Source organism: Micromonospora sp. NPDC049171 (assembly GCF_040648275.1).
Classification (GTDB): domain Bacteria; phylum Actinomycetota; class Actinomycetes; order Mycobacteriales; family Micromonosporaceae; genus Micromonospora.
Genome location: NZ_JBEZDJ010000026.1, coordinates 110,631 through 133,056, shown reverse-complemented (window position 1 = coordinate 133,056; position 22,426 = coordinate 110,631). Strand labels below are relative to the sequence as shown.

Annotated in this window: 18 protein-coding genes; 8 read left to right on the top strand and 10 right to left on the bottom strand. The window is 73.0% G+C overall.

Annotation, left to right across the window (positions count from 1 at the left end):
* Positions 1-85: 85 nt before the first annotated feature.
* From tilS to dacB, 3 genes are all read right to left on the bottom strand, one after another.
* Positions 86-1,078, bottom strand: a complete 993-nt coding sequence (tilS, locus tag AB0B14_RS28750) for a tRNA lysidine(34) synthetase TilS (RefSeq protein WP_357525199.1) — start codon at positions 1,076-1,078, stop codon at positions 86-88.
* Positions 1,079-1,088: 10 nt separating this feature from the next.
* Entirely contained in the window at positions 1,089-2,159 is a 1,071-nt protein-coding gene (locus tag AB0B14_RS28745) for a zinc-dependent metalloprotease (protein WP_357525197.1), read from the bottom strand.
* Positions 2,160-2,261: 102 nt separating this feature from the next.
* The gene (gene dacB, locus AB0B14_RS28740) at positions 2,262-3,731 is read right to left on the bottom strand and encodes a D-alanyl-D-alanine carboxypeptidase/D-alanyl-D-alanine-endopeptidase (RefSeq protein WP_357525207.1); all 1,470 of its coding nucleotides are present in this window, start codon (positions 3,729-3,731) and stop codon (positions 2,262-2,264) included.
* Positions 3,732-4,307: 576 nt separating this feature from the next.
* Here dacB and AB0B14_RS28735 point away from each other — a divergent pair.
* Positions 4,308-4,814 carry an inorganic diphosphatase gene (locus AB0B14_RS28735; RefSeq protein WP_109816465.1) on the top strand — a complete coding sequence of 169 codons (507 nt, stop codon included), beginning with the start codon at positions 4,308-4,310 and terminating at the stop codon, positions 4,812-4,814.
* A 31-nt stretch (positions 4,815-4,845) separates the two neighbouring features.
* On the opposite strand, the gene eccD is transcribed toward AB0B14_RS28735, so the two are convergent.
* On the bottom strand, positions 4,846-6,249 hold the full coding sequence (gene eccD, locus AB0B14_RS28730) for a type VII secretion integral membrane protein EccD (protein WP_357075566.1): 1,404 nt from the start codon (positions 6,247-6,249) through the stop codon (positions 4,846-4,848).
* 101 nt (positions 6,250-6,350) lie between these two features.
* Between eccD and eccCa the strand changes: the two genes are divergently transcribed.
* The 4 genes from eccCa (at position 6,351) to AB0B14_RS28710 (ending at position 13,318) form a co-directional block, all read left to right on the top strand.
* A complete protein-coding gene (eccCa, locus tag AB0B14_RS28725) occupies positions 6,351-10,331 on the top strand; it encodes a type VII secretion protein EccCa (RefSeq protein ID WP_357075563.1) in 3,981 nt (1,326 codons plus the stop codon).
* Positions 10,332-10,405: 74 nt separating this feature from the next.
* Positions 10,406-11,743 carry a type VII secretion-associated serine protease mycosin gene (gene mycP, locus AB0B14_RS28720; protein ID WP_357075560.1) on the top strand — a complete coding sequence of 446 codons (1,338 nt, stop codon included), beginning with the start codon at positions 10,406-10,408 and terminating at the stop codon, positions 11,741-11,743.
* 41 nt (positions 11,744-11,784) lie between these two features.
* Complete coding sequence (locus AB0B14_RS28715) at positions 11,785-12,576, top strand: phosphatase PAP2 family protein (protein ID WP_357525195.1); 792 nt, start codon at positions 11,785-11,787, stop codon at positions 12,574-12,576.
* A gap of 37 nt (positions 12,577-12,613) precedes the next feature.
* Positions 12,614-13,318 carry a phosphatase PAP2 family protein gene (locus AB0B14_RS28710; RefSeq protein WP_357075554.1) on the top strand — a complete coding sequence of 235 codons (705 nt, stop codon included), beginning with the start codon at positions 12,614-12,616 and terminating at the stop codon, positions 13,316-13,318.
* Between the two features lie 13 nt (positions 13,319-13,331).
* Here the strand turns inward: AB0B14_RS28710 and AB0B14_RS28705 are convergent, their stop codons facing one another.
* The 6 genes from AB0B14_RS28705 to AB0B14_RS28680 all read right to left on the bottom strand — a co-directional run bounded on the left by AB0B14_RS28705 (position 13,332) and on the right by AB0B14_RS28680 (position 18,643).
* Positions 13,332-14,510 (bottom strand): MarP family serine protease, encoded by a 1,179-nt coding sequence (locus AB0B14_RS28705; RefSeq protein ID WP_357075551.1) that lies wholly within the window; start codon positions 14,508-14,510, stop codon positions 13,332-13,334.
* Between the two features lie 63 nt (positions 14,511-14,573).
* Entirely contained in the window at positions 14,574-15,266 is a 693-nt protein-coding gene (locus tag AB0B14_RS28700) for a CoA pyrophosphatase (protein WP_357075548.1), read from the bottom strand.
* Positions 15,263-15,925, bottom strand: a complete 663-nt coding sequence (locus tag AB0B14_RS28695; RefSeq protein ID WP_357525193.1) for a TlpA disulfide reductase family protein — start codon at positions 15,923-15,925, stop codon at positions 15,263-15,265. The genes AB0B14_RS28700 and AB0B14_RS28695 overlap by 4 nt, the downstream gene beginning before the upstream one ends.
* Positions 15,922-16,710, bottom strand: coding sequence for an endonuclease III (gene nth, locus AB0B14_RS28690; protein ID WP_357075542.1), 789 nt, complete (start codon positions 16,708-16,710; stop codon positions 15,922-15,924). The genes AB0B14_RS28695 and nth overlap by 4 nt, the downstream gene beginning before the upstream one ends.
* Before the next feature lie 41 nt (positions 16,711-16,751).
* Positions 16,752-17,924 carry a CapA family protein gene (locus tag AB0B14_RS28685; protein ID WP_357525191.1) on the bottom strand — a complete coding sequence of 391 codons (1,173 nt, stop codon included), beginning with the start codon at positions 17,922-17,924 and terminating at the stop codon, positions 16,752-16,754.
* A gap of 56 nt (positions 17,925-17,980) precedes the next feature.
* Positions 17,981-18,643, bottom strand: coding sequence for an adenosylcobinamide amidohydrolase (locus AB0B14_RS28680; RefSeq protein ID WP_357525189.1), 663 nt, complete (start codon positions 18,641-18,643; stop codon positions 17,981-17,983).
* A 143-nt stretch (positions 18,644-18,786) separates the two neighbouring features.
* Between AB0B14_RS28680 and AB0B14_RS28675 the strand changes: the two genes are divergently transcribed.
* The 3 genes from AB0B14_RS28675 to AB0B14_RS28665 form a co-directional block, all read left to right on the top strand.
* Positions 18,787-19,464: a Crp/Fnr family transcriptional regulator gene (locus AB0B14_RS28675; protein ID WP_110563686.1), complete on the top strand. Its 678-nt coding sequence runs from the start codon at positions 18,787-18,789 to the stop codon at positions 19,462-19,464.
* A gap of 137 nt (positions 19,465-19,601) precedes the next feature.
* Entirely contained in the window at positions 19,602-20,345 is a 744-nt protein-coding gene (locus AB0B14_RS28670; RefSeq protein ID WP_357075533.1) for a metallophosphoesterase family protein, read from the top strand.
* A gap of 213 nt (positions 20,346-20,558) precedes the next feature.
* The coding region (locus AB0B14_RS28665) for a hypothetical protein (RefSeq protein ID WP_357525187.1) at positions 20,559-22,426 on the top strand (1,868 nt) is incomplete at its 3' end.

The following is a 22,426-nucleotide window of genomic DNA, read 5'->3' as shown; positions in this document are numbered from 1 at the left end:
CATCGGCGGGTGCAGAGCAAAGGGTCCGCAGGGTGGTGGGGCAGGTCCTCGGCGAGGTGCGTTCGAGGCGTCGACCGGCGGCGGATCAGCCGGGGTTCAGCGGCGACAGTCGGCCGCCGCGGCGGAGCACCCGAAGACCCCCGGGCAGATCGGTCGGGCCCTGACCGTGCCAGTCGGTGACCAGGGCGTCCAGGGCGTTGACGTGCCGGTGCGACAGCGCTCCCGGCGAGGCACCCAGCTCACGCGCCCAGGAGTGCAGCACCCGGCCACGCACCGCGGGGGCCAGACCGGCCAGCGCGGGCACGGAGAGCCCTGCGTCGGGGCACCGTGCCGCAGCCAGCGCCGCCGCCGCCACCTCGTCGAGCGCGGCGTTGTCGGCCGCCACCAACCCGGCGGTACGCGCGAGGTTGTCCACCACGCCGGGCCCGAGCGCCCGCACCAGCGCCGGCAGCAGGTCGGCCCGCACCCGGGAGCGGGCGTACGACGGATCGGTGTTGTGCGGGTCCTGCCACGGGCTCAGCCCGAGCACGGCACACGCGGCGCGGGTCTGCTCCCGACCGATCTCCAACAGCGGGCGCAGCAGCGGCACCCCGCCCAGGTCCCGCCGGGCCGGCATTCCGGCCAGCCCTCGTGGGCCGGCACCCCGGGCGAGCGCCAGCAGCACCGTTTCCGCCTGGTCGTCGCGGGTGTGGCCGGTGAGCACCGCGACGGCGTTCTGCTGCCGGGCCACCTCGGTCAGCGCCTCGTAACGCGCCTCCCGGGCCGCCGCCTCCGGCCCGCCCGGACGCCCGGCCACGTCCACCCGCACCACTGTCGTCGACGCGAAACCGACATCGGCGGCCCAGGCGGCCACCGCCTCGGCACGCTCCGCCGAGCCGACCTGCAGGTCGTGGTCGACAGTGACGAGCAGTGCGGCGCGGCCCAGCCGTGGCGCCACGAACGCGGCGGCCGCCGCGAGGGCGAGCGAGTCGGCTCCGCCGGAGCAGGCGACAAGCACCGGCCCGCCGGCCGGCAGGCCGGTCAGGGCGCGACGGACGGCCACCCGGATCGCGGCCACTGGCGGGGCGAGCGCGGCCACCGCTGGGAAATCAGCCAGCGGCCGGAACGGTGCCGGCCGGGCCGTGCACCCGGGCCACCCAGGCATCCGGGTCACCCAACTCGGACAGCCGGGGCAGCGTGAGCGGCGAGTTGAAGATCGAGTTAAACCCGTCCATGCCGACCCGCTCCACCACGCCGTGCACGAACTTGCGTCCCTCGGCGTACTGGCGCATCTTGACGTCCACCCCGAGCAGTCGGCGGATGGCCTTCTCCAGCGGGTTACCCGCCTCCCGGCGTCGGTTGAACGACGCCCGGATCTGCCCCACGCTCGGGATCACCTGCGGGCCGACGCCGTCCATGACGAACTCGGCGTGCCCCTCCAGCAGGGTCATCAACGCGGTGAGCCGGTCCAGCACGGCCCGCTGCGCCGGGGTCTGCACGATGTCCAGCACGCTGGTGCGGCTCTCCGGGTCACGGACCGCCTCGGACAGCGTGGCCACCCCGCGCCGCAGCCGCTCGACCAGGTGTTCGCTCCCGCTGGACGAGGCGTCGACGAATGCCTGCACCTCGCCCAGGAAGTAGCCCCGCATCCACGGGACGGCGGTGAACTGGGACCGGTGGGTGACCTCGTGCAGGCACACCCAGAGCCGGAAGTCCCGTGGGTCGGCACCGAGCTTGCGTTCCACCTCGACGATGTTCGGGGCGACCAGCAGCAGTTGACCCGGGTCGGCCGAGAAGACCTCGTACTGCCCGAGCACCCGGCCGGAGAGGTAGGCCAGCACCGTGCCGGCCTGCACCCCGGTCAGCCGGGAGCCGACCGCCTCGGTCAACGCGCCCGGCTGCTTGTCGCCGGACAGCCGGCTCACCAGCGGAGTGATGACCTCGCGAAGACCTGCGATGTTTGTCGCGGCCCAGTCACGCCTGTCGACCACCCGGACCGGCGGATGCGCCACCTGCGCCCGCAGCCCCGTGTAGTCGGCCACGTGCCCGGCCGCCTCCTCGGTCAGTCGGCGCAGGTCGCCGACCACGTCGGTAGCCTCGGCATACGACACCCGGGGGCCCGACTTGCTCAACGCCCCCGCGGTGGCGGCGGCCAGATCCCAGTCCACGAACTGCGCCATGGACCCACCGTACCCGCGCCGCGACACCCCGGCCCTGGCTCGCGCCGCCGATCGACGGCGCTGGCGGCCCCGAGGGGGCCGGAGGCCCCGAGCCGGTGCCGGTCAGCGGCAGCCGCAGCTCGCCAGTGCGGCGGCGATCCGGTCCAGCGCCGGTTGGGCGGTTTCCTTCTCGCCCGGCACCTTGTCGGTGAGCACCGCGAAGGTGAGTAGCCGACCATCGGCGGTGGTGACCAGGCCCGCGATGGAGTGCACGGCGGTCAGTGTGCCGGTCTTCGCCCGGACGCTCCCCGCTCCGGCGGCGGTGCCGGCGGTGTTGCGGTAGCGCTCGTCCAGAGTCCCGGACCAGCCGCCCACCGGCAGACCGCCGAAGACGCCTGCCAACTCCGGATGGTCCGGGCTCGCCGCGAGGCGGATCAGGTCGGTCAGCAACGACGGGCTGATCCGGTTGTTGCGGGACAAACCGCTGCCGTCAGAGAGGGTGATCTCGTCGGCGGGCAGGCCCAGCTCGGCCACCTCCGCGTCCATCGCGGCAGCGCCGCCGTCGTACGAGGCCGGCTGGTTACGGGCCAACGCGACCTGACGGGCCAGCGCCTCGGCCACCAGGTTGTCACTCTCGCTGATCATGATGTCGACCAGCCGGATCATCGGCGGAGACAGCACCACCCCCAGCTCGGTGCCCGCCGCCGGGGTGCCACCGGCCGCGGCGGGTGCCGGGGCCGTGCCACGCTTCACGGCGTCGGAAGGCACACCCAGCAGCCGCGCGAACGACTTACCGGCGGCCAGGTCCGGCTCGGCGAACCGCTCCGCGGCGCCGTGTGCGACACCCGGGTCCCGACGAGCGCCGTCGGTCATCAACGCCGTCACCGCGCCGCCGGACCCGCCGGTGGGGATGTCGTCGTCCCAGCCCGGGCCGTAGACCGGGCCGGAGTAGACCGAACCGTCGACTGTGACACTGGTCGGGGCCGTGCCGCCGAGCGCCGTACGCACCTGGGCGGCCAGATCGTCGAGCCGCGCCGCGCCCGGGTAGTAGCCCTTCTTGTTGATCGCGAGGGTGGGATCGCCGCCACCGATGATCACCACCTCGCCGGCCTTCGCGCCGGCCACCGCGCGGGTGGGGATCCGGTAGCCCGGTCCTCGGGCGGCCAGCGCCGTCACCGCCGTCGCCAGCTTGGTCACCGAGGCGGGCACGGTGCCGTCGTCCGCCCCCTTGCCGAACAGCGTCTGGCCGGAGATGACATCGGCCACCGAGACGTTCACCCGAGGGCCCAGGGCAGCAACCCCGACCAGCGGGTCGAGGACGGCACGAACCCCGTCCGGGGTGGGCAGCGCGGCGTTCGGGTCCGGGCCGGGCAGCACGTCGGCCGGGTCCGGCTCCGGGGTCCCGCCGGCCGCGTTCGGCGCCGACCCGGCGTCGTCCCCCAGCCATCCGGCGACCGGACCAGGTCGGACGACGACGACGCCGACGCCGGCGAGCACCAACAGCAGCACGACGGCCAACACCACCGGCAGCCGCCGCCGACGAGCCGGGGCGGCGGGCGCGGGTGCCGGCGCGGCACCGGCGGGCGAGGGCAACGCGGAGATCGGCGGACCCAGCGGTGGGACATCGGCGCCACCGGCGGTCGGGCCAGGCCACGCGCCGGGCGGAGCCGGGCTCACCGGCACCGACGCGCTGCCACGCGACGGACCACCCGAGGTCGGGCCGGGCAGAGCCGGGCTCACCGGGACGGCTGCGCTGCCGCGCGGCGGGCCGCTCGTCGGCCGGTCACCGCCGACCACCGGGAAGCGGCCGGTGTTCGGGGCGGGTGGGGGCGAGCCGGTCGGCGGGCGCCAGGGCAGCGGCGGGGTTGGCTCGGGGGCCGGGGTCGCTGGCTCGGGAGTCCGTGGCAGGTGGGCCTCCGGCACCGGAACCCTCCCCGTGGCGCCACCGGATCCGGATCGTCCGGTACCGTGCGCGGAGCCCCCGTCCGGGCGGTAGTGTGAATCTTCCCTCCCCACGACCCCCTCCTCCCCCAGCGAAAATCGGCTTGGGTGACACTACTTCGGTCCGAAGACTATGCGGCGGCCGGAGTCGGCGGGTGGGCATTCACCTGTCCGGAGGGGCCGCCAGTGGTTCCGTTAGCCAGCGTGGGCAGACGAGGGAGCGTGCAGATGGATTTCGACGTGACGGTTGAGATCCCCAAGGGTCACCGGAACAAGTACGAGGTGGACCACAAGACCGGCCGGATCCGGCTGGACCGCACCCTCTTCACCTCCACTCAATACCCGGCCGACTACGGGTTCATCGAGGGCACTCTGGGCGAGGACGGCGATCCGCTGGACGCGCTGGTGCTCGTCCCCGAGCCGACCTTCCCGGGCTGTCTGATCCGCTGCCGCACCATCGGCATGTTCCGGATGACCGACGAGAAGGGCGGGGACGACAAGGTCCTCTGCGTGCCCTACGAGGACCCTCGCCAGGAGCACCTGCGCGACATCCACCACCTCGGCGAGTTCGACCGGCTGGAGATTCAGCACTTCTTCGAGGTGTACAAGGACCTGGAGCCCGGCAAGTCGGTGGAGGGCGCGACCTGGGTCGGCCGCACCGAGGCCGAGGCCGAGATCCACGCCTCCTACCAGCGGGCCCGCGACGCCGAGGCGCGCGGCGAATCCGCCCACTGACGACCGCTGACGCACCGGGCCCGGGGGCCGCTCAACCGAGCAGCCCCCGGGCCCGGTCGTACAGGTCGAGCACCGCGCACGCGATCGGCACCACGGCGACCACCAGGGCCGTGTCGGTGAGGTCCGCGACCCTCCCGAGGTACGGCGAGACCGGCCGGCGGGCGTATCCGGTGCCGCCGGCGGCAGCCACCAGGGCCAGCACCGCACCGCCCAGGACCAGCGCCAGTCGCCCGGCGTCGTCGGCCCGGTCGACGAGCACCGCGCCCAGCACGGCGTAGCCGGCCAGCCCGGCGAGCACCGTCGGCACCCGGTGCCGCAGTGCCACGAACAACCGCGACCGCAGCAGCAGCACGGCCGAGGTGACCGCCAGCAGCACCCGGCCGGCCGTCGCGCCGGCGACACCAAGTACGGCCGCCGCGGCCACCGCCAGCAGCGCGTGCCCGATCAGCATCCCGGTGAGCACCTCCTCGGTGCGGGTCACCGCGGCGTGCACCCGGCTCCGGTCCGGCAGGTCCCGGGCCCGTTGCGGCCCTTCGGTGGGGGTCGAGGTCGGCAGGGTGATCGGCGGCAGGGGCAGCTTGCCCAGCCGGATGGCCAGCAGCGGTAGCACGCCGATGGCGAAGACAAGTGCACTGAGCAGCACCGCCGCCGTGCCGGCCGGGGTCAGCAGCAGCCCACCGAGCGCCGCCCCGGCGCCGAGCAGGCCGACCGTGACACCGGCCACGAAGACCCGCAGTCGGCTGGCCACCCCGAGCAGGCCGATCAGCGCCACCAGCAGCAGCGCCACCGAACCGGCCAGCAGCTCGGGTGCGCCCAGCCAGCGGGCCGGCCCGAAGGGCCCGACCGGGTCGCCGGAGCCGACCGCGAGGGCGCCGGCCATGAACGCGTACGGCAGCGCGTAGCCTCCGAGCGTCGCCCCGGCGGTGCCGTCGCCGTTGGCGCGGGAGGCCACCGTGCCGGCGACGGTGAGCAGCAGCGCCACCACGGTGGCCGCCAGCCAGCCGGCCCGGTGCGCGGGGCCGCCGACGAGCAGGGCGAGCAGCCCGACGGAGAGCGGTACGGCGGCACCGGCCAGACCGGCGGCCCGGGTGGCGGTGGGCGACCAGGCCCCGCCACGGCGGCGGGCACCGTCGGCGATCGCCTCGACCACGTCGTCGTACTCCAGCTCTGGCCAGTGCGCGCGGGCCGGCACGAGGTGCAGCACCTCACCGTCGCGGACGCCCTGGGGCAGCAGCGCCTGCGCGGTCGTCAGCAGCGCGCCGTCGGTGCGGCGGAGGACCCACCCACCGTGCTGTTCGCCGTCGTCGGCGAGCCCGACACCGGCGTGTCGGAGCACGTCGGGCAGCAACTCGGCCAGGGGCACCTGCTCCGGCAGGGCGACGTCCACCCGTCGTTGCGGCGCGCTGATGGTGACGCGGGCCAGCCCGGTAGTCATCGACTGGTCTCCATATCGAGGGGGATCGGAGGCTGCGCGGACGACAGGACTTTACCTACCATGAGTCCGGTTCGGGTTACCCAGCGCTGTCAGGAGGCCGGTTGTCCACCGTCGTCATCAAGCGCCCGCCCCGTCGACCGGCGCCGGAGATCCCCGCCGGTGAGCTGCCGGTCGAGGCGCCGCCGGAGATCCCCGTGGTGGCCGGCGGGCGGTGGCAGCAGATGCTCATGGTGCTGCCGATGCTCGGGGGCACGGTGGCGATGGCGATGATGTTCGGCCGGGGCGGCGGCGCCTACTCGTACGTGGTGGGTGGGATGTTCGGGCTCTCCTCGCTGGCGATGCTGGTGACCTCCTGGGGCAGCGCCTCCGGCACACCGAAGAAGTCCGAGATGATGGCCGCCCGCAGGGAGTACCTGCGCCACCTGGCCACGCTGCGGCGGCGGGTCCGCCGCACCGCGGGACAGCAGCGGGCCGGGCTCTACTACCGGCACCCGGACCCGGGCGGGCTCTGGTCGACGGTGGACAGTCACCGGGTCTGGGAGCGGCGGCCCGCCGACCCGGACTTCGCGGTGGTGCGGGTCGCCGTCGGTCCGCAGACCCTGGCCACCCCGCTCGTCCCACCGGTCACCCGGCCGTTGGAGGAGCTGGAGCCGATGACCGCCGGCGCGCTGCGCCGCTTCCTGGACGCGTACTCCGTCGTGCCGGACCTGCCGGTGGCCCTGTCGTTGCGCAGCTTCGCCCGGGTGCACGTGCGGCCCGCCGGCCGGAGCGGGGGCGGCACCCCGGCCACCGGCGGGCCACCCACCGGCGACCCGGCGACGCAGTCGCTGGTCCGGGCCGTGCTGACCCAGCTCGCGGTCTTCCACGCCCCCGACGAGCTGCTCGTCGCGGTCTGCGCCGGGCCCGAACGCCGGGCCTGCTGGGAGTGGGTGAAGTGGCTCCCGCACGCGCACCATCCGAGCCGCACCGACGCGCTCGGCCCGGTACGCCTGGTCACCAGCTCCGCCGCCGAGTTGGAGCGGCTGCTGGCCGACGTGCTGGCCAGTCGGTCGCGGTTCAGCCCGGCCGGTCCGGCCACCGACGGCCCGCACGTGGTGGTGGTCCTCGACGGCGGCGACCTGACCGGCGCCAGTGACCTGACCGGTGACGGCGGCATCGACGCGGTCACCGTGCTGGACCTGGACACCCCGCCACCTCGGCTGCTCGACAGGTACGCGTTGTTGCTGGAGTTGCACGGCCGACGGCTGCACTCGTGGTCGTCCGACGGGCACGCCGAGGTGGGCACCGCCGACCAGCTCGACCTCGCCGACGCCGAGGCGATCGCCCGGCGGTTGGCGCCACTGCGGCTCGCCGGGGCGGCACGCGGACCGGACGCTCCGCTCCAGGCCGACCTGGGTCTTCCCGAACTACTCGGGCTCGGTGACCCGGAGAGCTTCACCGCTGAGCAGGGCTGGTTGCCGCGCTCGGCACGGGACCGGCTGCGGGTGCCGATCGGGGTGGGCGCGGACGGCGGCGCCATCGAACTGGATCTCAAGGAGTCCGCCCAGGACGGGATGGGCCCGCACGGCCTGCTCATCGGGGCGACCGGCTCCGGCAAGTCCGAGTTGCTGCGCACGCTGGTGCTGGGGCTGGCCGCCACGCACAGCTCGGAACAGCTCAACTTCGTGCTCGTCGACTTCAAGGGTGGCGCCACCTTCGCCTCGTTCGACCGGCTGCCGCACACCGCGGCCGTGATCACGAACCTGGCCGACGCGTTGCCCCTGGTCGACCGGATGGTCGACGCGATCAACGGGGAGCTGGTCCGCCGCCAGGAGTTGCTGCGCCGCGCCGGCAACTTCGCCAGCGTGCGCGACTACGAGCGAGCCCGGGCGGCCGGCAGTCCACTGGCTCCGCTGCCGTCGCTGCTGCTGATCTGCGACGAGTTCTCCGAACTGCTCTCCGCCAAGCCCGACTTCATCGACCTGTTCGTGCAGATCGGCCGGCTGGGCCGGTCGCTCGGCGTGCACCTGCTGCTCGCCAGCCAGCGGCTGGAGGAGGGACGGCTGCGCGGGCTGGACACCCATCTCTCCTATCGCATCGGTCTGCGTACCTTCTCCGCGTTGGAGTCGCGCACCGTGCTCGGGGTGCCGGACGCGCACGAGCTGCCCCGGTCGCCGGGGCACGGCTACCTGCGCGCCGGCACCGACCCGCTGGCCCGGTTCAAGGCCGCGTACGTCTCCGGTGTCGTCCGCCGGCGGTCCGCGACGGCCGGTGTCACCGCCGAGGGCGGCGCCCGGCTGCTCACCTTCACCACCCACGTCGTGCCGGTGCCCGAGCCGGCGACCCCGGTCGTGCCCGTCGTGGCGGAGGAGGAGGACCGGGAGACCCTGCTCGACCTGCTGGTGGACCGGCTCGTCGGGCAGGGCCCGCCGGCGCACCAGGTCTGGCTCCCGCCGCTCGGTCAGCCGCCGGCCCTGGACGAGCTGCTCGGCCCGGTCGAGGTGGACCCGAAGCGTGGGCTAACCGTGGGCAACCCGGAGCTGCACGGCGCGCTCGGCGTGCCGCTCGCCGTCGTCGACAAGCCGTTGGAGCAGCGCCGGGACCTGCTCTGGCTGGTGTTGGACGGCGCCGCCGGGCACGTCGCGGTGGTCGGTGCGCCGCAGAGCGGCAAGTCCACAGCCCTGCGCACGCTGATCTGCGCGTTGGCGCTCACCCACACCCCGGCCGAGGTGCAGGTCTACTGCCTCGACTTCGGAGGCGGCGGGTTGGCCGCGCTGCGCGACCTTCCGCACGTGGGCGGGGTGACCGGCCGGGCCGACCCGACCGCCGTACGACGGACCGTCGGCGAGATGACCACCCTGCTGGCCGATCGGGAACGCCGCTTCGCGGAGCTGGGCGTGGAGTCGATGGCCGGGTACCGGCAGCGCCGGGCCGCGGCGGGAACGACAGGCCAGCCCGGGGCCGATCCCTTCGGCGACGTGTTCCTGGTGATCGACGGTTGGAGTACGGTCCGCGGCGAGTACGACGACCTGGAACCGCTGGTCACCGACCTGGCCACCCGGGGCCTGTCGTACGGGCTGCACGTGGTCGCCACCGCGCTGCGCTGGCTGGACTTCCGTCCGGCGATCCGGGACCTGTTCGGCTCGCGGCTGGAGCTGCGCCTCGGTGACCCGTCCGACTCGTTGGTGGCCCGGCGTGCCGCCGCCAACGTGCCGGAGCGCTCGGGTCGGGGGGTGACCGCGGAGGGCCTGCACTTCCTCACCGCGCTGCCCCACCTCACCGGCAGCGGGGACACCGCCGATCTGGTCAAGCGGGTCGCCGGCAGTTGGGACGGCCCGCGGGCGCCCCGGGTCCGGCTGCTCCCGCCGGTGCTGCCGTACGCCGATCTGGACCTCGCCGCGACGAGCGGGCTGCGGTTGCCGATCGGGATCGCGGAGGCGGACCTGCGTCCGGTGGTGCTCGACTTCGCCACCGAGCCACACTTCGTGGTCTTCGGGGACTCGGAGTGCGGCAAGTCGTCGTTCCTGCGGGCGCTGGCCACGTCGATCATCACCCGGTTCACTCCCGAGCAGGCCCGGGTGATCCTTGTCGACTACCGGCGCAGCCTGCTCGGTGCCATCGAGACGCCGCACCTGATCGGGTACGGCACCGCCGCGGCGCACACCGGCGACCTGGTCGAGTCGGCCGCCGGTTACCTGGAGCGGCGGACTCCGGGGCCGGAGGTCACCCCGCAGCAGCTGCGGGACCGGTCCTGGTGGTCCGGGCCGGAGCTGTTCGTGCTGGTGGACGACTACGACCTGGTGGCGGCCGGGCCGGCCAACCCGCTGCGCGCGTTGGAGGAGCACCTGCCGCACGCGCGGGACGTCGGGCTGCACCTGGTGCTGGCCCGCCGGTCCGGTGGTGCGGGCCGCGCCCAGTACGAGCCGATCGTGCAGCGGCTGCGGGAACTCTCCACCGCCGGTCTGGTGATGGCGGGCAGCCCGGAGGAGGGTGCACTCGTCGGCCCGGTGCGGCCGGGGCCGCTGCCGCCGGGGCGTGGTCGGCTGGTCACCCGACGGGAGGGCGTACGCCTTGTTCAGCTCGCACAACTGCCGCCGCAGTGACCTGACTCGCCGGTTCTTCCCGTGACGGGTGGGGAAACCGGTAATCTCCGATCGTCATGGTTCCGTCGGGATGAATGGCTGGGGATGTGACAGGGGTGCGGCACAGCGGTCCGTCGGCGGCCCGACGGGCGACCGTCCGGGCGTTGCTCGGTGTGGCCGCGGCGCTCACCGTCGTGGCGCCGACCGCGGCGGCCGTGCCCGTCACCGCGCCCAGCCGTGGCGGGCAGCTTGCCGGCGCGCCGCTGGCGTTCGCCCCCGGCGACACCGTCGCCCGCACCGACCAGGTCCGCGACGAGCAGTGGCAGCTCGACGAGTTGCAGGCCGAGACCGCCTGGCGCAGCTCGACCGGCCGGGGCGTGACAGTCGCCGTGGTCGACTCCGGGGTGGACGGCAGTCATCCCGACCTGGTCGGTCAGGTGCTGCCCGGTCAGGATCTGGTCGGCCCCGCCGGGGGTCCGGGCCCGGATCCGGTGGGGCACGGTACGACTGTCGCCGGCCTGATCGCCGGCCGCAAGGACGACAAGCGGGGTGTGGTCGGCCTCGCGCCGGACGCGCGGATCCTGCCGGTCCGGGTGCTCGATGAGGACAATCGCTACGACGACGCGCTGATCGTCGCCCAGGGGGTTCGCTGGGCGGTCGACCACGGCGCCCGCGTGATCAACCTGTCGTTGGGTGGCAGTGGCGACAGCCCGGCCCTGGCGGCGGCCCTGGACTACGCGTTCGTCCGGGACGTGGTCGTCATCGCCTGCACCGGCAACCTGGCCACCTCCACCAGCACCAAGGTCTGGTATCCGGCCCGTGAGCCGGGCGTCGTCGCGGTCACCGGCCTGGAGCGCAGCAGCGAGAACCTGTGGTCCGGCTCGATCACCGGCCGGCCGACGGTGCTCAGCGCTCCCGCCACCGGGCTGGTCGGCGCCAAACCCCCGAGCGGGTACTGGCGGGTGCAGGGCACCAGCTTCGCCGCACCGCTGGTGGCGGCCACCGCCGCGCTGGTCCGGTCCCGCTTTCCGCAGATGCCCGCGGGTGAGGTGGTCAACCGTTTGCTGGCCACCGCCCGGGATCTCGGTCCGACCGGTCGGGACGACCGCTTCGGGTACGGGATGGTCGACCCGGTTGCCGCGTTGACCGCCCAGGTGCCGCCGGTGACCGCCAACCCGCTGGACGACCAGACGTCGCCGGGTGTGACTGGCTTCGGCGCGGCTCCCGGCTCGGCCGACGCCTCGGTGGCCGGCGCCGGCAGCGATCCGCTCGGTCTCGCCGCCCCCCATCAGCAGACCCGGTGGAGGGCCCGGGCGGCAGGTGGCCAGGACACGTCGGCACCGGAGCAACTGTGGACCGGGCTCGTGCTCTTCGTCGCGCTGACCGGCGGCGCCACCCTGCTGGTGCGCCGACTCCGTCAGCGGTCCCGTTGACCGAGGGCTGACCGGCCGATCGGTGGGGTAGAACGGTTCGCATGAACGCGCCCGGCCCACGTACTCTCGGCACCACCCGACCCCCGACCTGGCGGCACCGCCGACTCGACCCGGACCACCCGCTGGGGCTGCGGCTGACCCTGGCCGCGACGGCGGCCTTCCTGGTGCTTGTGCCTTTCGCGCTGCTCGCGCTGCTGGTGCTCGGCGCCTGGGCACCGCTGCACCGGCTGGACACGGCGGTCACCGCAGGGCTGCACGGGTACGCGCACGAGCACCCGGCCTGGGTCGTGCTGATGCGGATCTGGAGCGAGGTGTTCGCGCCGATGCCGCTGCGGGCCGTCACCCTGCTCCTGGTGATCTGGTTGCTGCGCCGGGGAGCCCGCCGGCTGGCCCTCTGGGTGACCACCACCATGGTGGTGGGTGGGCTGTTCGGCCCGTTGCTGAAGCTGCTCGTCGGCCGGGACCGCCCGGAACTGTTGGACCCGGTGGCGCGGGCCGCCGGCTACTCGTTCCCCTCCGGGCACGCGCTGAACGCCACGCTGACCGCCGGGGTACTGCTGCTGGTGTTCCTGCCGTACGTCGGCCGGGGAGTGGCGCGGGCCGCGCTCTGGGTCGCCGTGCTGCTGCTCACCGTGGTGACCGGGTTGAGCAGGGTGGCGCTCGGTGTGCACTTCACCAGCGACGTGCTCGGCGGTTGGCTGCTCGGTGTGGCGGTGGTCGCGGCCACCACCGCCGCGTTCACCAGTTGGCGTGCACACACCGGCCTTCGGCCGGTCCAGCCGGTCCGCGACGGCGTTGCTCCCGAGGTCGAGCGGCACCCCGGGGCGGTCTGAGGCGTGCCGACGAGGTCCACCGGGTATTGGCGCACCCATGTCCGACACCGTGGTCCAGATCATCCGGCGGGTGCTGCTGCCGGTGTCCCTCCTGTTCGTCGTCATGGTGCTGCTCGGGGTGCTGGTCACCCGGGTATTCGTACGGACCTGGCCGTTCACCGTGGAAGACACGGTGAACCGGGAGCTCGCCGGCGACCGCACGGACGGCTGGAACACCGTCTCGCTGGTGTTCAGCACACTGGCCAGCACCCAGATGATCGTCGTGGTCACCGTCCTGGTGGCGCTGGCGCTGCGGCTCTGGCTGAACCGCTGGCGGGAGCCGCTGTTCCTGTGCGCGGCGGTGACCGCCCAGGCGCTGGTGTTCCTGCTGACCACGCTGGCGATCGACAGGCAGCGACCGGCGGTGGAGCACATGGACGTCTCGCCGCCCACGTCGAGCTTTCCCTCCGGGCACACCTCGGCCGCGGTCGCGCTCTATGTCGGCATCGCCGTGCTGATGGCGCTGCGGGCGCGCAGCACCGGTGCGAAGGTCGCCTGGTGGACGCTGCTGCTGATGGTGCCGCTGGGTGTGGCGCTGACCCGGATGTATCGGGGGATGCACCACCCGAGCGACGTGGTGGCGTCCTTCCTCAACGGCGGCACCTGCGTCGCCATCATGGCCCGTGCGGTGCTGGACCGAGGGCTGCGGTGGGGCCGGGCGAAGCTGCCGACCGGGCGACGAACCGCGCCCGCCTCCAGCTGACCCCGTTCGGCGGTCAGGTGCACTCGCCGGTGCCGACCTGCCGGTTGCGTTCGGCACCGGCCAGCGCCACCGGGCGGGCCTCGGCCGCGGTCACCGCGAAGCCGGTGTTCGGGTCGTCGGCCACCGCCGCGAAGATCACGCCGAGGACCAGGCCGTTGGCGGACAGCAACGGCCCCCCGGAGTTGCCGCTGCGGACCAACGCCCGGATCGTGTAGACCTCCCGGGTCACGTCCTTGGCGGAGTAGATGTCCGGTCCGGTGATCTGGTCGACGTCGCGGACCCGGGCCGACTGCGCGTTGTAGGGGCCGTCGAGCGGAAACCCGAGCACGATGGCGTCCGAGCCGCTGCCCGCGTTGCCGGCGGCGAACCGTAGGGACGGACCGGGCAACCCGGGCACGAGCAGCACGGCCAGGTCCCGGTCCGGGTCGTAGACCACCACCTTGCCGTCGTACCGCTCGCCGCCCAGCTCCACGGCGACCGAGCGGGTGCCGGCGACGACGTGCGCGTTGGTCATCACCCGGTCGTCGGCGTACACGAAACCGGAGCCCTCGATGCGGCGTGAGCAACTGGGCGCGGAGCCGAGCACCTTGACGACCGACCGTTGACCGTTGACCACCACCTGCGAGCCGGCCAGCGCCGGGTCGGGCGGGTCGACCTGCCGGGCCCGGGTGGGCGCGAGGTCACCGAAGACGTCCGGGAACCCGTCGGTGTCGAGCGTGTCCTGCAACGCCGTGGTGAGGTCGTGGGCCTCGTTCGGCAGGACCCGGTTGACCACCGTGATCAGCGCGCTGTTGCGCACCGCCGCGGCGATCCAGGGCACCGCGGACGAGCCGAACGGCACGGCGATCAGCCAGGCGAACAGGAGCACCGCGAGCAGCGAGACGACGGCCCCGCCGATGTCGTCGGCCCGCCTGCCCACGTCACTGGTGATCGTCTTACGCAGGCGTGAGCCGAGCCAGCCGGCCAGCGCCTGCCCGATCACGGCCAACCCGAAGATCACCACCAGCGAGATCAGCACCCGGGCGACCGGATCCACGAACTGCCTGGCGAACAGCGGCCCGAGCTGGAGACCCAGCAGGAGACCCAGGAAGAACCCGGCGAGCGACAGGATGCCGATGGCGAAGCCCTGGCGGTATCCGCTGATCGCGAACAGAAGCATGAGCAGGAGCAGCAGCAGATCCACGACGGACACGGGTCAAGCGTACGGGCAGTGCGCCCGCCGGATGACCATCGCTTGCGGAAAGTGAGGTCGCGGTCAGCGCAGGGCTGTCTCGTCGGCCTCGTCGGTGCCCGCCGACGGCGCCGGGGTGGCACCGCTGGGCGGCAGCTCCACCACCCGGCCACGCGGCCACGGACGGGCCCAGCCGCCCATCTCCAGGAGGGTGGCCAGCACCCCGGCGGTGAAGCCCCAGACGAGCATCCCGCGTGCCGAGAACGCCGGACCGATCCAGCCGCTCGGGTGGCGGACTCGCAGCCGGTTGGCCGGGTCGACCAGCTCGCTCACCGGCAGGCGGGCCACGTGCGCCACCTCGGCCGGCTCCCGCGGGTGCACCGGGTGCGGGTCGTGCCACCAGGCCAGCACCGGTGTGACCACGAAGTCGCTGACCGGGATCCACAGTTTCGGCAGCTCGGCCAGCACGGTCACGCTGGTCGGGTCCAGGCCGACCTCCTCGTTCGCCTCCCGCAGGGCGGTGGCGCGGACATCGGCGTCCTCCGGGTCGGCCGCACCCCCCGGAAAGGCCGGCTGGCCGGCGTGGGTACGCAGGGTGGCGGCGCGTTGCAGGACCAGCACGTCGGGCCCGGCGCCGGGCTGCTCACCGAGCAGCACCAGCACGGCGCTCTCCCGACCGCCCTCGGCCGGGGTGGTCAGCCGGGTGAAGTCCTCGGCACGGGCGGTGCCGAGCCGGGTCAACAGGGGCTCGATCCACTCGGGCGGTCGACGGGTCACGCCGGCACCACCAGACCGAGGTGCTGGCGGACCAGCTTGGCGAGCTGGGCGTCGTCGAGCGCCCCGGTGGCGTCCACGTGCCGGATCCGGCCCTGCGCGTCGACGAACAGGGTCAGCGGGAAGGCGTTGCGCCGCAGCTCCCGTTGCACCGCGTCGCCCTGGTCGACCAGGATCGGGAACCGTACGCCGAAGTCCTCGCCGATGGACCGCGCGCCGTCCCGGCTGTCCCGGGTGTTGACCCCGACCACCTGGAGTCGTCCGGCGGTCCGCTCGCTGAGCCGTTGGAAGGCGGGCAGCTCCGTGCGGCACGGCCCGCACCAGGAAGCCCACACGTTGATCACCGCAGGCCCGGCCACGTCCCGCAGGGCGACGGGGGCACCGCCGGTGAAGCAGGGCAGCGTCAGCTCCGGCAGCGCCTGCCCGCCACCGGCGGGGGCCGCCGCGCCGGAGGGCGCCGCCGCGCCGGGAGATGCGGCGGCCGGTGCGGTGTTCAGTGTGGCGCAGTCCCGGAACGGCGAGGGTCGTTCGGCGGCGGCCGGGCCGGGGGCCGGCTCGTCGTCGGCCGTGCCGCTGGTGCAGCCGGTCACGGTCAGCAGCAGCGGCAGGATCACCAGGGCGAGGCGCCGGCTCGTCGCACCCGCACCGTGGCGGCGGTTCACGGCACCTCCGCGGCGACCGCCTGGGCGGGCACCAGCTCCGGATCGACACCGGCGGCCACCGCCAGGTCGCGCGCCCGAGGGCCCTTGAGCAGCTTCGCGGCGGCGGCCGGCTCGGTCGGGCCGGTGCCGTACGAGGGGCAGAGCTTCGCGAGTGTGCAGGCGCCGCAGGCCGGTTTACGGGCGTGGCAGACCCGTCGCCCGTGGAAGATGATCCGGTGCGACAGCATGGTCCAGTCACGCTTGTCGTACAGCGCGCCGACCGCGTGCTCGATCTTGACCGGGTCGGTCTCGTCGGTCAGCCGCCACCGGTGGACCAGCCGCTGGAAGTGCGTGTCGACGGTGATGCCGGGAACGTCGAAGGCGTTGCCGAGGATCACGTTGGCGGTCTTGCGGCCGATCCCGGGCAGCGTCACCAGGTCGGCGAGCCGGCCGGGGACGTTGCCGTCGTACCTGTCGAGAAGCGCCTGGCCGAGCTTGATCAGCGAGTCGGTCTTGTTCCGGTAGAAGCCGGTCGGCCGGATCAGCTCCTCCATCTCGCCGCGGTCGGCTGCGGCGTACGCGGCGGCGCTCGGGTAGCGGGCGAAGAGCTTCGGGGTGACCTCGTTGACCTTCTTGTCCGTGCACTGCGCGGAGAGGATCGTGGCGACGGACAACTCGAGGGCACTGGAGTGGTCCAACTCGCAGTGCGCGTCGGGATGCGTCTCGGCCAGCACCCGGCCGATCTTGCGGGCACGGCGTTTGCGCCCGAGGTCGGTCTCGCTGGCACCGGGGGGACTACTGGTCACGACGGTCAGCCTACGTCGCGCCCCGAACGTTCCTCCGCGGGTCAGCCGCCGGCTGGCGGGAAGATCTTTCCCTGCCGGTCGAACCGGGCGCCACTCCTGGGGAAGTCGCTCCGGCTCAGGTCGCCGATCAGGCCCAGACCCCGGTCGTTCGAGTCCATCGTCGGCTTACCGGCGTCGTTCATGTACGTCGAGGTGAACGAGCCACCGGCCCAGCTCCCGTCCGGCTTCAGCGACACCTTCAGCACCCCGCCCCAGCCGAGCCGTCCGTCGTTGCTCAGCGAGTTGCCACCGCCGGCGAAGTTGCCGAGGCTGTAGGCGATCAGCCGGCCCCGGTAGAACTCCATGCCGCGCAGCACGTGCGGCCCGTGCCCGACGATCAGGTCCGCACCGGCGTCGATCATGGCGTGTGAGAACTTGACCGGGTCGCCCCGGTTCTCGCCCAGGAACATCTCCGTGCCCGGCTTCACCCGGGTCTTCTCCGCACCCTCGCCACCCATGTGCACCTGCACCACGACCAGGTCCGCCATGGTGGCGGCCTTGGCGACCACAGTCTTCGCCCCGGCGATGTCGACAAGGCTGTTGGACCAGGCGTACGACGAGAAGCCGGCCACCGCGACCCTGACACCCTTGACGTCGACCACGGTGATCTGGCCCGGCGCGCCGGTGTGCTGCAGGTCGTACTTCTCCAGCGCCCGCTGGGTGTTCTCGTAGCCCTTCGGCCCGTAGTCGTTGCCGTGGTTGTTGGCCTGGTTGAGCACGTCGAAGCCGGCGTCGCGCAGGTGGGCGGCGTACTCCGGTGGGGCCCGGAACTGGAAACAGCGTGTGGAGTTGGCACCGCACTTGCCGGTGCCCGTGTCCACGGTCAGCGGCTCCTCCAGGTTGCCCATCACCAGGTCGGCCTTGAGCGCCTCGGTGACCGAGGTGAAGAAGCCCTTGCCGCCGGCGGCGGGCAGCCGGCTCGGCGCGTTACCCATGATGATGTCGCCGGTGGCGGAGAGCGAGATCGCGGCGCCGTCAGCGGGGGCTGCCGGCCCCTCCGGATCGACAGCGGTCACCGGCGCGCCGGTGCCACCGCCGCCGGCACCGGGCTGCCAGACGGAGGCCTCGCCGCCGGAGTCACCGCAGCCGGCGACGAGCAGGGTGGCCAGCAGCGCGGCGAGGCCGACGGCGACGCGGCGCCGCGGACGGGACGCGACGGGGGCGGGACCATACATCGCTCGCGACCCTACCGGGCTCTAAACTCGCCGACGAGAGCCGATCGGTCGAAATTTCAGCCGGACACCTGCTCTGACCAGGGCACGACCACCCGGAGACCCCCGGCGAGCACCGCGGCGTGCACCACTCGGGCGAGCGGGGCACCCCAGGTGGAGCGCGGCCCGCCGTACGCGGCCTCCGGCCCGCCGACCGGGCAGAGCACGGTGACCGCGTCGGTAGGCGTGCCGGTCCCCGGCAGCCCCAGCTCGGTGATCGCCTGGGCCTTCGCCTCGGTCGCCGTGGCCACCGCGTTGACAAGTGCCGAGTCGGCGAGCCGGGCCGGCACGTACACCACGATGTTGACCGTGCCGACGCGCTCGGCGAGCGCGGGCGGTGCGGGCGCGGCCGCGAGCACCGGCGTGCCGAGCCCGACCGTCGCCCAGGCCCGCACCCCGGTGTCGGTCCGCGCCACCACCTCGGCCACGTCCACGCCGGTCAGCAGACCGACGCCCGGCCCGTCGAGGGCGAGGCCGGCGGCGAGCGCGGCCAGGTGGGTGGCCGGGTCGTCCCGGTCGTACGACATCGACACCGTCGCGTTCAGCACCCAGTGCCGAGCCCCGATCCCCCCGCCGAGCGGGGCACTGCTGACCGCCCGCAGGGGACCGTCGGCGCGCCAGACGAGCAGCGGCGTGTCCCGCCCGTCCTCGACACGACTGGTCAGAGTTGGCTCGCTTAGCACGTCGGGCAGGTTACGCCCAACGATCAAGATTCCAGGGGCGACCTCGGATTCATGCTCACGTGCGCCTAGACTTGGCGGCGCGCGAGGGGATCAGCGGACGGCGGCCCCGGCCGACGGACGGCACGCGCAACCGGAGGTGCGCGATGGACGAGGTACTGGCCCGCAGCGGGATCTTCCAGGGTGTCGACCCGGAAGCTGCCGAAGCGCTTGCCAAGGAGATGGAGACGATCGAGGTCCGCAAGGGCGAGATCGTTTTCAATGAGGGCGAGCCCGGTGACAGCCTCTATATCCTGCTGTCCGGGAAGATCAAGGTTGGTCGCCGCGCAGCGGACGGCCGACAGAACCTGATCGCGGTGATGGGGCCGTCGGACATGGTCGGTGAGCTGTCGCTCTTCGACCCGGGTCCGCGTACGGCGACCGCCACCGCGGTGACGGACACCCGGCTCGTACGACTGCGCAAGCAGGCGCTGCGGCCGTGGCTGGCCAACCGCCCGGAGATCGCCGAACAACTGCTCCGGGTGCTCGCCCGGCGGCTGCGACGGACGAACGACTCGCTCGCCGACCTGATCTTCACGGACGTGCCGGGTCGGGTCGCCAAGAACCTGCTCCAGATGGCTGGCCGGTTCGGCACCCGCGACGGTGGCGTCCTGCGGGTGACCCACGACCTCACCCAGGAGGAGATCGCCCAGCTCGTCGGCGCCTCCCGGGAGACGGTCAACAAGGCGCTCGCCGACTTCGCCTCGCGCGGCTGGCTGCGACTGGACGGCAAGAGCATCATCATCCTGGACCCGGAGCGCCTGGCCCGGCGCGCCCGCGTCTGATCCGGCGCGCCGGGCTACCACCCCGGCGCCCGTGACGTTCCGGCCCGGCCCGCGGCACGCGGACCGGGCCGGATTTCGCCGTCTGCCCGTAGCGGAATCGCTGGACTCGGCGCAGCGCCAGCAACCAGGGTGGGCGGATGCCGAACCGGGTTGCTGTCCTCTCCGACATCCACGCGGTGCTGCCCGCGCTGGAGGCCGTGCTGGCCGAGCCGGACGTCGCCGCCGCCGATCTGATCGTGCTCACCGGGGACATCGCGGCCGGTCCACAACCGGTCGAGGTGCTGGACCTGCTCGCTGATCTCGGCGACCGGATCTGCTGGGTGGGCGGCAACGCCGACCGGGAACTCGTCGAGGCCCGCGCCGGCCGCCCCGCCTCCATCGAGGTGTCGAACTGGGCCGCCGAACAGCTTCGCGACGACCAGGTGGATCGGCTGGCCGCACTCCCGCTGACGGTGACCCTGGAGATCGACGGCCTGGGCCCGGTGCTCTTCTGCCACGCCACCCCCCGCGACGACGAGGAGGTCGTTCTCGTCGACACCCGGATGGGGCGCTGGGCGGAGGTGTTCGCCGCGGTGCCGGCCGAGGTGACCACCGTGGTCTGCGGCCACACCCACATGCCCTTCACCCGGCTGGTCGACCGACGTCTGGTCGTCAACCCGGGCAGCATCGGCATGCCGTACGGCGGCGCGGGGGCGTACTGGGCGCTACTCGGACCCGGCGTGCAGCTTCGCCGTACCCGCTTCGACGTCGACGCCGCCTGCGCCCGGGTGGCAGCCGACTCGACCTTCCCGGACGCCGCCGAGTGGGCCGACGAATACCTGCGATCCCGGCACGGTGACGCCGAGGCGCTCGCCGTCTTCGCTCCCCGCGACGGCCGCTGAGGCCGGGTCTGACCCGGCTACCTCCCTGCTTGCGCCGGACCCTGTCCGGGACTGTCCCGACCTGCGGCTGCTCTTCCCGGACGTGGTGGGGACGGCTGTCATGGAACGAGTGAGCGCCGGCCGCGATGTCGGCGCCCACCGGCCCGGTCGTGATCCGGGCCGGCCGCCCTGGGCGGCGGGTGACCGTGGCAGGCGAAGGTTTGGAGGGCAGTGATGGGTACCACGCGTGCGGGATGCCGTTCCCCGCGGACCGGCTGGCTGTTGGCGCGGTGGGCGGTGGTGGTGCGCGGTTGGCTGGTGCCGCTTGTCGCGGTGGTCGCCGTCGCGGCGAGCCTCATGCTTGTCGCCCCGGCGCCGGCGGCGTCGGCTGCCCCCGGAGAACCGGACGAGCGCCCGGCGGCGGCCAGCCCGACACCGGATCCGGCCGAATCCCGCAACGCGATGTCGCGAGCCCGTCGGATGCTCGCGCAACTCGGTTACGACATCTCGGCCCTGGGCTCACCGACCCCGGACGACCCGAACTACATGAAGAAGATCATCGCGGACCAGGTCATCAACCGGGTCCAGGGGTGGGTGGCGGAGGGCAAGACCGGCTTCAGTCTGAAGGACCTCTACCCCCTGCTCCAAGACGGCGAGGCGGTCTACCGCAAGGCGCAGAAGCGCCTTACGGCCCAGAGGAAGAAGCTTGAGAGAAGCGAACGAAAGCTGAAGAGGCTGACGGAGATCGCGACGGACACCACCCGCTCGCCGAAGCAACGGGCCAAGGCAGCGGCCAAGTTGCCGAAGATGCGGAAGGACGTGGCCAACAACCGTCGCAGCCTCCGCGATGCGACGCCCAGCAAGCCCGACTACGACGGGAACGTCAAACGGCTGCGGAACACGCTCAAGGATCTGGACGGAAAAATCGCCAAGGCCGAGCGGAGGGGTGCTCTGCCGGGCGCCAAGAAGGAGCTGGCGAAGAAGCGCGACGCCGTCCAGAAGGAACTGGCCGAGGCCGAGGCGGAGAAGGCCGACTATGACCGTCGCAGGGGCGACGACGGCGACACCTCCGGCACCACGGCCCGTCGCCCGAAGGGGCCGAACAAGCCACCGACCGGCGCGACCAGGACCGCGCCGAAGGGACTCCAGTCCGCCGGCCCGAAGGTGACGCGTCCATGGTCCTCGGTGCTCGGGCGGCGCGGCCCGCGGGTCGACAGCGGGGCCGGCGAGCTGATCGGCCAGGGCATCGCCGACGAGATCCGCAAGCACGGCCAGGTGGAGGACGAGAAGCTGCTGCACCGCGCCATGGAGGATCCGGCGCTGCGCCAGCGCATCATCGACGACTACCGCGAGTATCCGGAGCGCAGCCCGTGGGAGAAGACCAGGCGTGACTTCGACAGCTCGAAGGGCTTCCGGCAGACCGAGGCCCTGCGGATCGGGCCGGCGCTGATCAAGTACGAGGAGGCCGAGAACATCGCGAAGCGGTCCAGGAACGACCGCAACTACCTCCAGGCCCAGCGGGAATGCGGCGGCTACGACACCTGTGTCACGGATCGCACCCGCAAGCTCCGCGAGCTGAACACCAAGCTCAAGAAGCAGACCGACCGATCCAACAACGACCCCGCATACCTCCAAGCCCGCAAGGAATGCGGCGGCTACGACACCTGCGTCACCGAACGCACCCGCAAACTCCGCGAGCTGAACACCAAGCTCAAGAAGCAGACCGACCGATCCAACAACGACCCCGCCTACCTCCAAGCCCGCAAGGAATGCGGCGGCTACGACACCTGCGTCACCGAACGCACCCGCAAACTCCGCGAGCTGAACACCAAGCTCAAGAAGCAGACCGACCGATCCAACAACGACCCCGCATACCTCCAAGCCCGCAAGGAATGCGGCGGCTACGACACCTGCGTCACCGAACGCACCCGCAAACTCCGCGAACAGAACGCCCGCAACACCAACAACGGACCCAGCACCAAGAAGACCACCACCGGCAACAAGACCACGCCCAAGAAGACCACCACCACCAAGAAGACCGACACCAAGAAGACCACCACCAGCACCAAGCGCGCCAACCAATCCAACAACGACCCCGCCTA

Bases quoted from the DNA above. Each gene is read 5' to 3' on its own strand.
- AB0B14_RS28735 (WP_109816465.1), top strand. From the start codon at position 4,308: ATGGATTTCGACGTGACGGTTGAGATCCCCAAGGGTCACCGGAACAAG.
- AB0B14_RS28670 (WP_357075533.1), top strand. From the start codon at position 19,602: ATGCCGAACCGGGTTGCTGTCCTCTCCGACATCCACGCGGTGCTGCCC.
- eccD (WP_357075566.1), bottom strand. From the start codon at position 6,249: ATGACTACCGGGCTGGCCCGCGTCACCATCAGCGCGCCGCAACGACGG.
- mycP (WP_357075560.1), top strand. From the start codon at position 10,406: ATGGCTGGGGATGTGACAGGGGTGCGGCACAGCGGTCCGTCGGCGGCC.
- AB0B14_RS28745 (WP_357525197.1), bottom strand. From the start codon at position 2,159: ATGGCGCAGTTCGTGGACTGGGATCTGGCCGCCGCCACCGCGGGGGCG.
- AB0B14_RS28715 (WP_357525195.1), top strand. From the start codon at position 11,785: ATGAACGCGCCCGGCCCACGTACTCTCGGCACCACCCGACCCCCGACC.
- AB0B14_RS28710 (WP_357075554.1), top strand. From the start codon at position 12,614: ATGTCCGACACCGTGGTCCAGATCATCCGGCGGGTGCTGCTGCCGGTG.
- AB0B14_RS28675 (WP_110563686.1), top strand. From the start codon at position 18,787: ATGGACGAGGTACTGGCCCGCAGCGGGATCTTCCAGGGTGTCGACCCG.
- AB0B14_RS28685 (WP_357525191.1), bottom strand. From the start codon at position 17,924: ATGTATGGTCCCGCCCCCGTCGCGTCCCGTCCGCGGCGCCGCGTCGCC.